Origin of the sequence: Adlercreutzia muris (genome assembly GCF_041223505.1) — a bacterium.
Lineage (GTDB): Bacteria > Actinomycetota > Coriobacteriia > Coriobacteriales > Eggerthellaceae > Adlercreutzia > Adlercreutzia muris.
In genome coordinates, this window is the sequence record NZ_JBCLQK010000003.1 from 78,468 (window position 1) to 93,652 (window position 15,185).

Sequence of the window (15,185 nt, forward strand, 5' to 3'; positions counted from 1 at the left end):
CTCAGGTTTTCCAGGCTTAATCGGTATAGAATAGACCGAGAGGCAGTTCTATCATGCGAAACCATTCGGGAGGTCGAACGTGGCCAAGGCAGTGACGGTAAATCGGATACGCAACGTGCCTTATGCACTCGCTCTGGCTTTCGCTTGCGCTTGGATGCTCGACCCTTCTGCTGCAATTCCGGCAGGATTCGCTTCACTCGTATCCTTTTCCCAATATCCCCATCTCCTTGTAACGTCGCTCGCGTTCGGCGTCTTGGCCCTGTTTCACCGCCAAACCAGCACTTTCCTCAGCAGTAAGGCGTTCGTTGTTGCCTCCTGCTCACTGTGCTTTCTCGGTTTTTTTGGCGCCTGGATATTCTCGTTACAGCCAGAAACTTCCTGGGGGATTCTACCCTTCGCTTGCCTTTGCGTGACGGCGCTCTGTCAAGCCTCTCTGCTCATCTCGTGCCTCAAGGCGCTTGCGGGACTCCCCCTCGTCGACTGTCTTTTAACGCTCATTGCTTGGCAGTTTTTTGTAGGCACGCTGCGGGCTCTCTCCACTTTGCTCCCGCCGCTTGCCGTATCTTGCATTGCGCCCCTTGCGATCGCCCTTTGCCTCACGAGAAATACCTCTACTGCGCTCTGGCACGAAAACCCTACGGAAAAACTGCCCTCAGAAGAGGCCGGCAAAATCGAACCGCACAGCTTCTTTCCCATTGCGCGCTTGCTGCTCATTTATTCGCTTATCATCTTCACCATCCAAATGCTACAAGGCTTTGCCCCCACGCCTGTAGCTAGTGTTTCCTACTTCGGGCTCTTTATCGCCATTGCGGTTACCTCAATCGCTCTCGCAGTAAACGGAAGAATCGTTCGCATCAAGCAGCTCTATGACGTATCGCTCGCCATTCTGGAATTGGCAATCATAGTTTTCGCTATAGGAGCTGGGTGTTCCTACGAAATTGCTTCGATTCTTCTCGATGCCTCCTATATGACTTTTTCGACATTCTTCTTCACCATACTGTGCAATCTCTGCCAAAGAAGAGGAAACAACCCAGTCTTTGTTTTCTCGCTTGCCTATCTTGCAGAGCAACTCGCCGCTTTTCTAGGAGAAGCTTTCTCGGGCATGATAGGGCCTGGCGTGCATGCGTTGCCCCTCGTCCTACTCGCAGGATTAGGAGCCATTGCGTTCGTCTATCTTTCTCCTCTCAGAGATGGAAGTCTCGAGAGGAGCACCGATCCAGCAAAGGCGCAGTACGTCGATCCGGCACGTTATTACACCATACTCGCCGAAACCTGCACATCGGTTGCCATGCAGTGCTCTCTGACTAAGCGCGAGGGAGACGTACTCCTTCTCCTCGCCCAGAGAAAAACGTTAGCGCAAATTAGCGACGATCTGGTGGTAAGCCTCGCTACGGTGAAGACCCATACTCACAACATTTATAAAAAATTGGGCGTCCACAGCAAACAGGAGCTGTACCAGTTTCTTGGCCTGGAAAACCTATCCTATTCCGCCAAATCCTCCACGAAGCCCACGCGGTAGTTCTTGAAGATGACCTCGCCTTCCTCCTGGGTGGCGTCCAAATCCACATCGGCCTCGATGCGGAAGTCGCCGTCGTCGTCCTCGTCGAGGAAGATCTGGCGCACGTGCCAGAGGTGCGCGTCCTGCTCCGGTCCCTCGTCGATGGCCAGGTAGGCCGCGCTTCGCGCGTCGCCGTCGATGCGGATCTCGTTGTGCTCGGCGAAGTAGTCGTCCAGAGCCGCGTCCCAGGCGCGCTCGGTAAAGCCCCAGTCCTCGTCCAAGCTGCCCAGCTCGCGGGTGCGGTCGAGCGATGCCAGGCGCACGCGGGCGAAGAGCGCGTTTCTCACCATGACTTCCATGCCGTGGCGGTCGGCCACCACGGCGTCGGCGGCCTGCGGGGGCGCGCCGGCCTCGGGCAGCTCGCCGGCGCTCTCCCACGCGTCCACGAGTGACGAGTCGGTGGTGCGCACCATGAAGCCGAGCCAGGCGATGATGTCGCGCAGCCGGTCGTCCAGCACATCGGGCGGCAGGGTGCGCACGAGCACGCGGAAGGCGTCGGACAGGTAGCGCAGCAGCGTCCCCTCCGATTTCGCGATGCCGTAGCGGCCGATGTAGGTCTTGAAGTCGCTCGCCGTCTCCACCATGTCGCGCAGCACGCTTTTGGGCAGAAGCTCGTAGTCGCGGGCCCACGGCACGCTCTGGCAGTACAGCTCGAAGGCGTGGTCGAGCAGCTCTTCCAGGGGCTTCGGGTAGGTGATCTCGGCCAGGCGTTCGATGCGCTCCTCGTATTCCACGCCGTCGGCCTTCATGGCGGCCATGGCCGCGTCGCGCGCCTTGCGCTCCTGGGCCCGCAGCACTTTGCCCGGGTTCTCCAGGGTGGCCTCCACAAGCGAGATGACGTCCAGGGCGTAGTCGGGGCTCTCCGGGTCCAGCAGGTCGAGCGCGGCCAGCAGAAACGGCGAGAGCGGCTGGTCGAGCGCAAAGTCCTCGGGCAGCTCAACCGTCAGCTCGTAGGAGGGGTTGCCCTCGGCGTCTTCCCCGCGCACCACCACGCCCGCCTCCAGCAGCGTGTGGAATATCTCGTCGGCCCGCGCGTTCAGCTTGATCTTCTCCTCGGGGGACTGGGCCGAATCGGCGATGAGCTGGTGCACGTTGGCCCAGGCGTCGCCCCCGCGGCTCACCACCGACAGCACCATGGAGTGCGTGATGCGCATGCGGGGGTTCAGCTTCTCGGGCGGCTTTTCGATGAGGTGCTCGAAGGTCTGCTTGTTCCAGCTGACAAAGCCCTCGGGCGGCTGCTTCTTCTTCACGCGGCGCTGCTTTTTCGGGTCGTCGCCCGCCTTCAACAGGGCCTTGTGGTTCTCTATCTCGTGCTCGGGGGCGAGCGCCACCACCAGGCCCTCGGTGTCGAAGCCGGACCGTCCCGCACGGCCCACGATCTGGTGGAACTCGCGCGAGCGCAGACGGCGCATCTTGGTGCCGTCGAATTTGGTGAGCTGGGTGAGCACCACCGTGTGGATGGGCACGTTGATGCCGACGCCCAGCGTGTCGGTACCGCAGATGACCGGCAGGAGCCCCTGCTGGGCCAGACGTTCCACGAGCAGGCGGTAGCGCGGCAGCATGCCCGCGTGGTGCACGCCCACGCCCGCGGCTAAAAGCCGTTGGAGGATCTTGCCGAAGGGCGTGGTGAACTTCGTACCCTTCATAGCCGCCTTCACCGCCTCGCGCTGTTCCTTGTCGGCCACGCCGTAGCTCGCGAGCGCGCGGGCGTTCTTCAGCGCCTCGTCTTGGGAGAAGTGCACGATGTACATCGGCGCCTCGCCGGCCCGCAGGCCCAGCTCCACGGTGGCCTCCAAGGTCTCCAAGGTGTAGTCGTAGGACAGCGGTACGGGCCGCGGCGCGTCGGTGACAAGGTCGACGGGGCGTGCGGTGCGCTCCTCCACGAGGGCGGCGATGTCGGTCACGTCGCCGAGCGTGGCGCTCATGAGCAGGAACTGGGCGTTTGTCAGGGTGAGCAGCGGCACCTGCCAGGCCCAGCCGCGGTCGGGGTCGGCGAAGAAGTGGAACTCGTCCATCACCACGCAGGCCACCTTCGACGCGGCGCCCTCGCGCAGAGCCTGGTTCGCGAGGATCTCCGCCGTACAGCAGATGACCGGCGCCTCGGTGTTGATGGTGGAATCTCCCGTGATCATGCCCACGTTCTCGCGGCCGAGCACGTCCACCATGTCGAAGAACTTCTCGGACACGAGCGCCTTGATGGGGGCCGTGTAGTAGGCAGTGCGCCCCGTGGCGATGGCCATGAAGCACAGTCCCAGGGCCACCATGGACTTGCCCGAGCCAGTGGGCGTGCCCAGGATGACCGAATCGCCCACGGCCAGGTCCATGAGCGCGTCCTCTTGGTGAGGCCACAGCTCCATGCCCCGGGCCTCCACCCATTCCAGGAATACTTCCAGGGCCTCGTCGGGGGAAAGCACGTCGCCCTCGCCCGTTTCGGCCCAGGGCAGAAGCCAACCGAGCGAGCCCGGCTCGAAGGGGTCGACGGGCGCGGCGGGGTTGTCGGCGTCCGCGCAGGCGCCGCGCTCGGCAGCCTCGGCGGCGATGTTGTCGGAGGTCTCGCAGGCGCCTTCCTCGACGCGGTTTTCGGCTGGGTTGTCCATAGAATGTCCGTTCTGACGGGGCGATGTCTCACCATCTATTATAAGTAAGGGCCGCGCGAAGAAGATGACGCATCGGCAGCGGTTTTTGTGGTGTACTATAGGCGGACTGTTTTTTCAGAGACGAAGAAGGTGGAGTTCGACGTGAAAAAGGGAAATGTGGCGGCGCTGCTGCCTATCGGGGTGTTCCTCGTGCTGTATCTGGGGCTCGGCGTTCTGTTCGAGTACGGCATGGGCATCTCCATGGGGTTCTACAACATCCCCATCGTGGTGATCTTCCTCATTGCGCTGCTGGTGGCCTGCTTCCAGAACCGCAAGCTGCCCTTCGATGACAAGCTGGTGGTTATGGGCCGTGGCATCGGCGATAAGACCATCGTCACCATGATCCTCATCTTCATGGCCGCCGGCGTGTTCGTGGGCACCGTGGGGCGCGACTCGGCCGAGTCAGTGGCCTACCTCATGCTGTCCATCATTCCGGCGGAGTTCTCCGTGGCCGTGCTGTTCGTGGTCAGCTGCTTCGTGTCCATCTCCATGGGCACCTCGGTGGGTACCATCACGCTCATCACCCCCATTGCCGTGGCCGTGTCGGCTGCCTCCGGCTTCAGCCTGCCTCTGTGCGTGGGCTCGGTCATGGGCGGCGCCATGTTCGGCGATAACCTGTCGTTCATCTCCGACACCACCATCGCCGCCTGCCAGGGCCAGGGCTGCCAGATGAAGGACAAGTTCCGCGAGAACTTCAAGATCGCCCTGCCCGCGGCTATCGTGACCCTCGTGCTCATCTTGGCGCTGTCCCTGGGATCCAACATCTCGGGCACGGTGCACAACGACTACAACCTCATCGAGCTCGTTCCGTACCTCATCGTGCTGGTGGGCGGCATTCTGGGCATCAACGTGTTCGTCGTGCTGCTGCTGGGCATCCTGTCCGGCTCCATCATCGTGGTGGCCGAGGGCGCGGTGGCGGCCACCGATCTTTTGGGGAACATGGGCACGGGGGCGGCCGGCATGTTCGAGACCACCATGGTGGCCGTGCTGGTGAGCGCCATCTGCGCGCTCATTCGCGAGAACGGCGGTTTCGTGGCTCTGCTTGCCGGCATCAAACGCGTGTTCAAGGGGCGCAAGGGCGGCCAGCTGGGCATGGGTCTGCTCGTGGGCGCCATGGACATCGCCACGGCCAACAACACCGTGGCCATCGTGATGGCGAACCCCATCGCCCACGAGATGGCCGAGACCTACGACATCTCCCGGCGCAAGACCGCATCCATCTTGGATACCTTCTCCTGCGTGTTCCAGGGAGTGATTCCCTACGGCGCCCAGATGCTGGTGGCTATCTCGGCCTGCGCCGAGTTGGGCTTCAATGTGTCGGCGTTCCAGATCATGCCGTTTCTGTTCTATCCGTTCTTCCTGCTGTTGAGCTCGCTGGTGTTCATCTTCCTCGTGCCGGATAACCGCGGCTACGAGCCCGATCATGCGGGCTTCGAGGAAGAGGTCCTGGAAGTGGCCGAAGAGGCTTAGGGGTTCCGGGCATACCCGACGATGCAGGGGCGGTCGCAAGGCCGCTCCTTTTCTTGTGGCGTGGGCTCGCTATCGGTTGGGGCTCCCGGCTCGGCGTTCGCTACCACTCTTCCAGCGGGTGGTAGCCGGCGAGGGCCACAGCCTCGGGCGTGATGGTGAAGTCGGCCTGCCAGAGCTCCACACCGGCGGTGCGCGCCTCGTCCACGCAGGCGAGCATCTCCTCGTAGGTGGTGCCGTGGTAGTAGCGGAAGCCGTCGTTCTCGTAGTAGAGGCAGTACAAGATGACGGCCCGCTCGTTGTGCTGGAGGGACGCGGCCAGTTCCCGCAGATGGCGCTGGACGCGCTCGGTGGAGTCGAAGGGAGCCGGGGGCACCGTGGGCACCCAAGGCGGAATAGCGGTCTGTATCTGCACGAGGGGCGTCTTCACTTCCAGGTACTGGTTCTCGTTCACGAGGAAGTCGAGGCGCGAGGAGCCCAAAGGCACCTCGCGGCGCAGCTGGCCCACGGGCCCGGTGACGGCGCTGAAGGCGCCTTCGCGCAGGAAATGCTCCACGTAGCGGTTCGAGGCATTCTGGTTGATGCCGATCCATTGCTTCTCGGCCGCGTCGGGTTGCTGCAGCGAGAAGGCCTCCACGGTGAGGGGCAGCTTGCGCCGGGGGTTGTGGGAATCAGACGCCAGGCAGGGCCGTCCCGTCAGATCCAGGTCGCCGATGCGCGAGACAGCCGGGCAGTGGCAGCGCGCGGGAGCACCGTCGCTGAAGGCCACGTCCATGATGAAGCGGTTCGGCCGCGCCAGGATGACCCCTTCCCGCAAAGGCTCGGGGAAGAGAAGGGGAGCGGTATTTGCTTTAGGGGAGGTCATGGGCCTGTCCTTGTGAGTAAAAAGCGGAATCGTGGACAAAAGCCGTCGAGTGAGCTCTGCGGAGGTCAATTTTGGGCTAAAAAAGCGCTGGACAGCGTCAAATTACCCTATCTGATAGCGAAACGTGATAAATCAAGGCCGTCGAGTGGCTTCCGAAAGCTCACTCGACGGCTTTTTGTCCACTTTTCTGCGAAGTGCTCACAGCGCCGGTTCGCAGAGGCGGTTGCTGCGTGGGTAAACCTTAGCGGGCCGCGTCGGCGAGGGCGCTGAACAGGCCGCGGTGACGGTCCAGGTACTCGGGATGCCACTGCACGCCCAGATAAAAACGACGGCTCGGATCTTCCACCGCCTCCACCACGCCGTCGTCCGAGCGGGCCGCCACCGTCAGACTCTCGGCCACGTGATCGATGCCCTGGTGGTGCATGGAATTCACGTCGAAGGCCCCTGCGGTACCGAGCACGGTGGCCAGCAGGCTGCCTGCGGCAATGGTGATGGTGTCGGTGGTGCGGTCGTAGGGCGGTTCCTGACGGTGGCCCCGCTCGGTGACGCCGCAGTTGTACAGGTCGCGGTAGAGACTGCCGCCCAAGGTCACGTTCATCACCTGCATGCCGCGGCAGATGCCGAGGCACGGAATGTGCCGCTCGTGGGCCAGGCGGGCCAGCTCCAGCTCGAAGCCATCGCGGTCCTCGCTGACGGCGAGCAGGTCGGACAGGCAGGGCACCGCCGGCCGCTCTGGGTCGGTGAGCACGTTGCGGCCGTCCAAGGTGGTCACCTCGTCGGGGCCGGGAGGGCCGCCCATGGCCTGGCGGAAGGCCTCGTCAGATGCGTTGTGGCCGCAGAAGGGCACGGGTGCGCCCGTGGAACGGCAATGGGACGCCGAGCCGCAGCCGAGGGCTGCCACATCGTCCATGTTCAGGGCATCGCGGTTCTTGGCTGGATCGGGCACGTAGTAGCGGGGGTGCACATCGCCGCCGCCGGTGATGACGAGCGCATCCACCGTATCGATGACCTGCCGCGCCAGGGCGCGGTTCGCCTCGGCCCCGCCGCGCACGGGCGTGAGCAGCACCGGTGCGGCACCTGTGGCGGCCACGCGGTTGATGTACTCCACGTTGACGCGCTGGAAGCCGTCGGCCTCGTTGAGCGTGGTGGTGATGCCGATAATCACTGAGATTTCCTCCCTGGTTGTTTTCTCAGGTACGAACATACCACCATGCGCGAGGGGCGCTCGTCTTGCATCGGCCAAGCAGCGCCGGCGAAGCGTGGAAGGGCGCCCGGGGCCATGGGATGCTCCGATGGCCCCGGGCGCAGCGGCGGTGATGCATCGGGGGGGGCACGGTCGCGCTTGCGCCGACGGGTGCGGCGATACAGGATGAGGCGACGGGTGCGACGACGCCGCGGACTCGTCCTGACGAGGGGTGATGGGGTCCGGCCCCGTCGTCGGGGACTCGGTCGAGCCCCTCACTTCGCATTCCTACTCGGCTTCTCCGTCCATCACCAAATCGGTGAACTGGAAGGTGGTGCAATCCACCAGGCCGCGGTTGGTGAGGCGCAGCTCGGGCAGGCAGGCCAGCGGAATGAGGGCCATGGTCATGAAGGGGGAGGGCATGGTGCAGCCGATCTCGGCCCAGGTGTCCTCCAGGTGGTGCACCTTCGCGCTCATCTCCTCGGCGGTCAGGGCATCCATGAGCCCGGCGATGGGCAGCTCCACGAGTCCGAGCACCTCGCCGTCGGCCACCACGACCATGCCGCCGCCCACCTCGGCGAGCGTGTTGGCCGCCAGGGCCATGTCCTCGTCGTTGGTGCCCACCACCAGCAGGTTGTGGGCATCGTGGGCCACGGTGGAGGCCATCGCCCCCCGCTTGATGCCGAAGCCCTTGGTGAACCCGACGCCGAACGTGCCCGTCTCGTGGTGGCGCTCGAAGACGAAGGTCTTCAGCACGTCCTGGTCCAGGTCGCTTTCCAGGGCCCCGTCGCGCACGGCGAGGGCTACGGAGGCCTCGCGGTCGGGCACCGATCCGGGCAGAAGCTCGATGGCCCGCACGGTGACGGCATCGCCGTCGGAGGCGCCGGCGGGCGCTTCCACGCGGAAGGTGTCGGGAGTGATGGTGCGCCCCAGGTGCATGGAGTGGGTGACCCAATCCGGGTAGTCAAAGGGCGCCAGATCGAAGGTGCAGGCACCGTTTTCTGCCACCACATCGCCGTCGATCATGGTGCGCACGACGTTCAAATCTTCCAGGTTGTCCAGAAACACGATGTCGGCGCACTTGCCCGGGGTGATGGAGCCCAGCTCGTGCTCCATGCGGAAGCAGGTGGCGGTGTTGATGGTCATCATCTGGATGGCGGCCACGACGGGGATGCCCAGGCTCACGGCCATGCGCAGGATGTAGTCGAGGTGCCCCTCGGCCACCAGGGTGTGGGGGTGGGTGTCGTCGGAGATGAGGTTCGCGAAGCGGGTGTCGATGCCGGTCTCGGTGATGGCGGCGGCCAGCTGGGGCAGGTCGAGCCAGGCCGAGCCGTAGCGCAGCTGGGCGTACTGCCCGAGGCGCATCTTGGCGAGCACGTCCTCGGCCCGGGTGGACTCGTGGCAGCAACGCACGCCGCAGGCCACATACGCGTTGAGCCCCCGGTCGGTCTCGGGCACCGAGTAGTGGCCCGTGATGACCTTGTCGGCCTTCAGCGTCTCGGCCAGCTCGCCGTGGGCGTGGTCGGCGCCGGCCAGCACGCCGGGGAAGTTCATCATCTCGCCGAGGCCCACCACCCCGTCCCAGGCCATGGACTCGGCGATTTCCTCGGGGCCCACGAAGGAGCCGGTGTCCTCGAAGCCGGGCACGGCCGGCACGCAGGAGGGCGTGGTGACCATGGCCTTCAGGGGTGTGCGGGCGGCATCGTCCATCATCACCTTCACGCCTTCAAGCCCCAGCACGTTGCACACCTCATGGGGGTCCCAGTAGATGCCCACGGTGCCATGGGGCACCACGGCCCGGGCGTACTCGCCAGCGCCGAGCATGGAGGATTCCACGTGGATGTGCCCATCGAGGAAACCGGGGGCGATGGTGGCGCCTGCGGCATCGATCACGCGGGTGTCCTCGCCGATGCAGTGGTCGGCGCTCGGTCCCACGTAGGCGATGCGCCCGCAGGCGATAGCCACGGCTATGTCGTCCTGAATCTCGGCGGTGCACACGTTCACGAGCCGCGCATTGGTGATGACGGTGTCGGCCGGCACCTGCCCTTGGGCCACGGCGGCCAGGGTGCGGGTGCACTCCCAGAGCGGTTGCTTGCAGAAATGGTTCAGCATGGCATCTCCTTGTCGTTGGCGGGCGCGGGACGGCGCCGATCCTTGGGGCCAGTGTACGCCCGTCGACCCCTGGCGGCGCGTCAACGACCGATAATGCAGAAGGGCTTCACGCTATAATCGTTGACCTGGAGTTCGCTTCAAGTGATTGAATGGCCGCAACGAGACAAGGGGAGAGAGGAGCACCATGGAATACCGCAAGCTGGGCCGCACGGGATTGCAGGCGAGCGTCATCGGGTTCGGGGCCGAGTGGATCGGCAAGATGGAGCAGGCCGAGGTGAACGCCATGGCCGCCCGGGGCGCGGCGGCGGGTATAAACATCGTCGACTGCTGGATGAGCGACCCGGCCGTGCGCTCGGCGCTGGGCGAGGCGCTCGCGCCTGCGCGCGAGGAGTGGGTCATCCAGGGACACGTGGGCAGCACCTGGCAGGACGGCCAGTACGTGCGCACCCGCGATATGGCGCTGGTGCGTCCCGCCTTCGACGACCTGCTCGCGCGGCTGCGTACCGATCATGTGGAGATCGGCATGATCCACTACGTGGATGCCTGCGACGAGTTCCGCTCCATCATGGCCGGCGACTTCATCGCTTACATGCGCGAGCTTTTGGCCGAGGGCCGCATTCGCCACATCGGCCTTTCCACCCACAACCCCGAGGTGGCGCTGCTCGCGGTGGACGAGCCGGAGATCGAGGTCGTCATGTTCTCGCTCAACCCGGCTTTCGACATGATGCCCGCCTCGGAGAACTTGGATGACCTGTTCGGCGACTACGAGAACGTGGCCGGCGACGGCATCGAGCCGGTACGTGCCCGCCTGTACGCTCGGGCCGAGGCGACCGGTACCGCCATCACGGTGATGAAGGGCTATGCAGGCGGGCGGTTGCTTTCGGCCGATGCGTCGCCCTTCGGGGTGGCGCTCACACCGGTGCAGTGCATCCGCTACGCGCTCACGCGCCCTGCCGTGGCCAGCGTCATGGTGGGCGTGGAAACCGTGGAGCAGCTGGACGAGGCTTTGGGCTACGAGGGCGCCACGGCGGCCGAGCGCGATTACGCCAGCGTGCTGGCCGCCGCCCCGAAGCACGCCTATATGGGCCAGTGCACCTACTGCGGGCATTGCGCCCCGTGCGCGGTGGGCATCAACATCGCGCTCGCGAACAAGTTCTACGACCTGGCTGAGATGGCCGTCGGGGGCAACGCGGCTCCCGTGCCCGTCTCGGTGCAGGCCCACTACGAGGCCATGGCCGTCACCGCCGGGGCCTGCACCGGCTGCGGCCAGTGCGAGCCCCGCTGCCCCTTCGGCGTGCCCATCCCCGAGCGCATGGAGAAGGCCGCCGCGCTGTTCGGCTGCTAGGGGGCGCCTCGTCTGGCGCCTGCCAATCGGCGCACCCGATATCTGCGCCCGTCGACGGCCCCGTCCCCGGCAAGAAGCTCGGGCGGGGCTGTTTTCCATCTCACCCGTTCTCGGGTATATTTGGCGTTTTCCCAGGTAGCATCTGGGTGAATACCCGAATGCGGGCGATGTGCGGCTCGGGGTTCCTCCGCTAGGATGCGTTTCGTTCGGTTCGCTTATGGGAGGGCCGGATGCGCACTGCTCCCCGTGGAAGGGGCGGGCGCGAACCGATTCTTAGAGGAGGACACCATGGAGACCAGCCTTTCCCGTCGCGGATTTCTGACCGGCGCCGCTGTGACCGGCGCTCTGACGGCCATGGGCCTGGCGGGCTGCGCGCCCCAGGTCTCGGCCGAGGGCAACGCGAAGGCCGCTGACACCGGCGCGGCGACCAGCTGGCGCGACAAGCCGGAGATGCCCACTGAGTTCATCGAGACTGTGGATGCCGACATCGTCGTGGTGGGCGCGGGCAACGGCGGTCTGGTTGCGGCCACTACGGCGGCTCAGAATGGCGCGAAGGTGGTGGTGCTGGAGAAGGCCGGGGCTATCGCCGCCGCCCGCGAGGCCATTGGCGCGCTGAATTCCAAGCTGGCGCCCGACCATAAGGTAGACGTGCCCACGCTGCTGAACCACGCCAACATGACCCAGTCCGGCGATGCCAACATGCTCATGTACAAGACCTGGGCCGAGAGGTCCGGCGAGATGATCGAGTGGATGGCCGATACCCTGGGTCCCAAGGGCATGCTCTTCCCCTTCGAATGGCACGCCCCCGACGATGAGCACGCATACTATCCGGCCATGTGCTACAACCCCTGCATCGGCGAGTACAACCCCGACGGCCCGAACTACAACGCCTACGCGCACTTGTCTGTTTTGAGCGACGTGTTTACCCAAGATCTTGGCGGCGAGATCCGCTTCGAGTGCCCGGCCCAGCAGCTCATCGTGGACGAGGCGGGCAAGGTCACCGGCGTCGTCGCCGAGACTGAGGGGGGCTTCATCCAGGTGAACGCCGCCAAGGGCGTCATCGTGTGCACCGGCGGCTACGGCGCCAACAACGAGATGCTGGCCGACCTGGCTCCGGGCAATTCCGCCTGGTGCGCTCTGCGCGATTCCGTGACGGAGACCGGCGACGGCATCCGCATGGCCCTCTGGGCCGGAGCCGAGCTGGAGGCCGGCGGCGCCTGCATGATCTGGAACCGCGCCATCCTGCCCGACGGCTTCGAATTCAACGAGGACCGCATGGGCGGCGACATCTTCCTGCCCGGCAGCCAGCCTTTTCTGCACGTGAACGTGAACGGCGAGCGCTTCATGAACGAGGACCAGTGCTATCCCATGAGCTACGCCGCCGGCGCCAACCAGCCGCGTCACTACAGCTGGATCGTGTGGGACGGCAACTACTGGGAGGACATCGCCCAGTTCGACACCTGCGGCTGCTCGCGTTTGTACCCGGCGCCCTCCGGCACCGCCTTCAACGCCGACGTGTACGACTGCGAGGCCATGAGCAAGGAGCACCTGGACGAGTTCTGGCTGAACCCGCGCCTGGAGGCTGGCACGCTGAAGAAGGCCGATACTCTGGAGGCCCTGGCCGACCTGATGGAGTTCGACGCTGATCAGAAGGCCACCTTCCTGGCCACGGTGGAGCGCTACAACGGCCTGGTGGCCGCCGGCGAGGACACCGATTTCGGCAAGCCGGCCTACCGTCTGTCCGATGTGGAGACCGCGCCCTTCTACGCGGCCCGTATCGGCGGCGAGCTCTTGGTGACCATCCACGGCGTCATCACCGACGTGAACTCCCAGCCGCTGAAGGGCGACGGCACGGTCATCGAGGGTCTGTACGTGTGTGGCAACGACCAGGGCGGCTTTTACCCGCACAACTATCCGAGCAACTTCACGGGCATCAACGCCGGCCGTGTGGCCACCTTTGCCCGCATCGCCGCCAAGCACGCTCTCGGCGTGGCGTAGGGCGAGCCGCCGCGACGAGCGCCGGGCGAAGGCGGCACGGGACATCTTCGCGCCCTTCCGCCCGGCGGTGTTGCGGCGCAATCAGTCGATCGTGCGCCTGCTCTCCCTCCCCGCAGGCGATCGTTCCGGGGCTTCCCTTCGGGGAAGCCCCTTTGCATGGGGGCGGTTCGGTCAAACGTCCTCCGCTTCCGTTACGGGGAGGACTTTCGGAAAGTGAGGGCGCTGAACTGCAATGAAAATGACGGTTCTCGTAGTCGCCGGATGTCGAAGAGTCTGTTTGAAAACACGCGACTTGGGAAAACAAGCACGCCTATCGCAATGAGCCCTTGGGAGACGGCTTCGAAACTACGAGAACTGTCATTTTTGTTGCAGTTCAGCGTTGGACGAGATCGATGAGCTCCTGGCGGGAGTGCACGCCGAGCTTCGCGTAGATGTGCTTGGCGTGGGTGGCCGCCGTCTCGCGGCTGATGATGAGCTCGTCGCGGATGTAGGGGATGGAGCGGCCCTGGGCGAGCAGGGCGAGCACCTCGGTCTCGCGCGGTGTGAGGCCGCCGGCGCAGGCGAGCTCGGCGACGCGCTCGGCGCCTCCGGCCTTGGGGGCGGTACGGGCCGAATTGGCGGAGGGGGGCGGGGCGGAAGCTGCATCGTCGCTCGAGTCGGGCGTCGGGGCCTTGCCGAGGTTGTTTTTCTGTTCTTCCGGAACCCGGAGGAAGGTGGTGGTGTCGCCCATGACGAGCATGGTGACGGTGACGAGGGCGACGATGCACCCCACGGCCGTGGCCGTTATGCCTCCGGACAGCAGAGCGACCACGGGTTCGAGGACGACCCACAGCGCGGCGCCCAGCAGGTCGCCGCCGTGGACGAACAGCCAACCGAGGCTCGACGACTGGGCCGGGGTGGCGCGCCCCGCAGCGGCGTAGTTCGCGAAATAGACCTGGGCGATGAGGCAGAACGTGAAGCGGCCTCCCAGGGAGGCGGCCACCGCCGCAATGGCCCCCGCCTCGCCCCAGAGAATGACGGCCGAAAGCCCGATGACGAGGGTGGGGCACATCCAGCGGTAGAGGAAGAACAGGGACATGCGGCGCGGGCCCGATACGGCTATGAGCGCCACTACGGCCATCATGACCGCGCAGAACAACAAAATGATTTGCAGCGGCAGGCTCGTTATGCGCTCGGGATGCAGCATTCCCGCGATACTGATGACGGCGAACACTCCGAGAATGCCCGCTCCCGTGCGCCCGAGCCCAGCCAGGGGCGCGGGGCTTGGACTGGCGGCAGCGCCCCGCGCCCGGGCGAGCCGACGTTCGGCGCGTTCGGCCTCGGGAGTCCAGACAAGGTAGAAGCAAAGCCCCGACAGGAGGGGCAGCGTTGCCGCCACGGCGATGGAGACCCAGCCGTCCATGGCCGACACGAGCAGCACGATGAGGGCTGCCGACACGGCCGATGCTGGGGCTAGCAGCTCCGATTTCTCGCGGGGGAGCACGGCGTAGTACGCGCCCCACATGACCCACAGCAGGGCGCTCCCGATGCCCGTGGCCACCGATCCCGCGCCGAAGAGCAGGGCGTTGGCCAGCGGGTCGGGGGCGGCCACGAACATGAACGGCGTGCTGACCGCCGTGAGCAGGGGCGCGGCGACGATGAGGCGCCGATGGTCGGTGGGCGAGCCGAAGCGGGGCTCGGCGATGACGATGGCGATGAGAGTGGCCACCGAGGCGGCCAGGGGCATGGCGACGTAGAACAGCGTTCCGGCGACCGAGCTTGCGACGGCGCTATCGTTGCCCTGCACCGCCGCGCTGCCGGTCCCATCGCTCAACACTCCTGCGGCATTGGTATAGAACACGCAGAACACCCAGGCGAGCAGAAACGCCCATCCCAGCTGCCGCAGCGGCACCCATTCCCGGGGCTCGTCCTTGACCATCCCATCACCCTCCCTCGCTAAAGTTCCCCTATTGTACTTGAAGCGGCGCGGAGTGTTCGATTCAAAGGCGTGGCTGTCTCAACCCATGCAAATCACGTATGCG

The 15,185-nt window shown here is 65.1% G+C and carries 9 protein-coding genes; 4 read left to right on the plus strand and 5 right to left on the minus strand.

Features of this window, described 5'->3' with window-relative positions; all coding sequences use genetic code 11:
* The first annotated feature begins 79 nt into the window (after positions 1–79).
* Positions 80–1,519 (plus strand): helix-turn-helix transcriptional regulator, encoded by a 1,440-nt coding sequence (locus tag AAK988_RS04035; RefSeq protein ID WP_136432579.1) that lies wholly within the window; start codon positions 80–82, stop codon positions 1,517–1,519.
* On the opposite strand, the gene AAK988_RS04040 is transcribed toward AAK988_RS04035, so the two are convergent.
* On the minus strand, positions 1,483–4,155 hold the full coding sequence (locus tag AAK988_RS04040; RefSeq protein ID WP_369872982.1) for a DEAD/DEAH box helicase: 2,673 nt from the start codon (positions 4,153–4,155) through the stop codon (positions 1,483–1,485). The genes AAK988_RS04035 and AAK988_RS04040 overlap by 37 nt on opposite strands.
* Before the next feature lie 141 nt (positions 4,156–4,296).
* Between AAK988_RS04040 and AAK988_RS04045 the strand changes: the two genes are divergently transcribed.
* On the plus strand, positions 4,297–5,664 hold the full coding sequence (locus AAK988_RS04045) for a Na+/H+ antiporter NhaC family protein (RefSeq protein ID WP_136432575.1): 1,368 nt from the start codon (positions 4,297–4,299) through the stop codon (positions 5,662–5,664).
* Between the two features lie 100 nt (positions 5,665–5,764).
* On the opposite strand, the gene AAK988_RS04050 is transcribed toward AAK988_RS04045, so the two are convergent.
* From AAK988_RS04050 to ade, 3 genes are all read right to left on the minus strand, one after another.
* Positions 5,765–6,526 carry a DNA/RNA nuclease SfsA gene (locus AAK988_RS04050; RefSeq protein ID WP_369872981.1) on the minus strand — a complete coding sequence of 254 codons (762 nt, stop codon included), beginning with the start codon at positions 6,524–6,526 and terminating at the stop codon, positions 5,765–5,767.
* Between the two features lie 241 nt (positions 6,527–6,767).
* Positions 6,768–7,691: a gamma-glutamyl-gamma-aminobutyrate hydrolase family protein gene (locus AAK988_RS04055; protein ID WP_369880445.1), complete on the minus strand. Its 924-nt coding sequence runs from the start codon at positions 7,689–7,691 to the stop codon at positions 6,768–6,770.
* A 306-nt stretch (positions 7,692–7,997) separates the two neighbouring features.
* Positions 7,998–9,821 (minus strand): adenine deaminase, encoded by a 1,824-nt coding sequence (gene ade / locus AAK988_RS04060; RefSeq protein ID WP_369872979.1) that lies wholly within the window; start codon positions 9,819–9,821, stop codon positions 7,998–8,000.
* Between the two features lie 184 nt (positions 9,822–10,005).
* Between ade and AAK988_RS04065 the strand changes: the two genes are divergently transcribed.
* Both AAK988_RS04065 and AAK988_RS04070 read left to right on the plus strand, forming a co-directional pair.
* On the plus strand, positions 10,006–11,166 hold the full coding sequence (locus AAK988_RS04065; RefSeq protein ID WP_369872978.1) for an aldo/keto reductase: 1,161 nt from the start codon (positions 10,006–10,008) through the stop codon (positions 11,164–11,166).
* A 288-nt stretch (positions 11,167–11,454) separates the two neighbouring features.
* Positions 11,455–13,164, plus strand: a complete 1,710-nt coding sequence (locus AAK988_RS04070; RefSeq protein WP_369872977.1) for an FAD-dependent oxidoreductase — start codon at positions 11,455–11,457, stop codon at positions 13,162–13,164.
* Between the two features lie 373 nt (positions 13,165–13,537).
* Here the strand turns inward: AAK988_RS04070 and AAK988_RS04075 are convergent, their stop codons facing one another.
* Positions 13,538–15,082: a response regulator transcription factor gene (locus AAK988_RS04075; protein ID WP_289636031.1), complete on the minus strand. Its 1,545-nt coding sequence runs from the start codon at positions 15,080–15,082 to the stop codon at positions 13,538–13,540.
* Between the last annotated feature and the right edge of the window lie 103 nt (positions 15,083–15,185).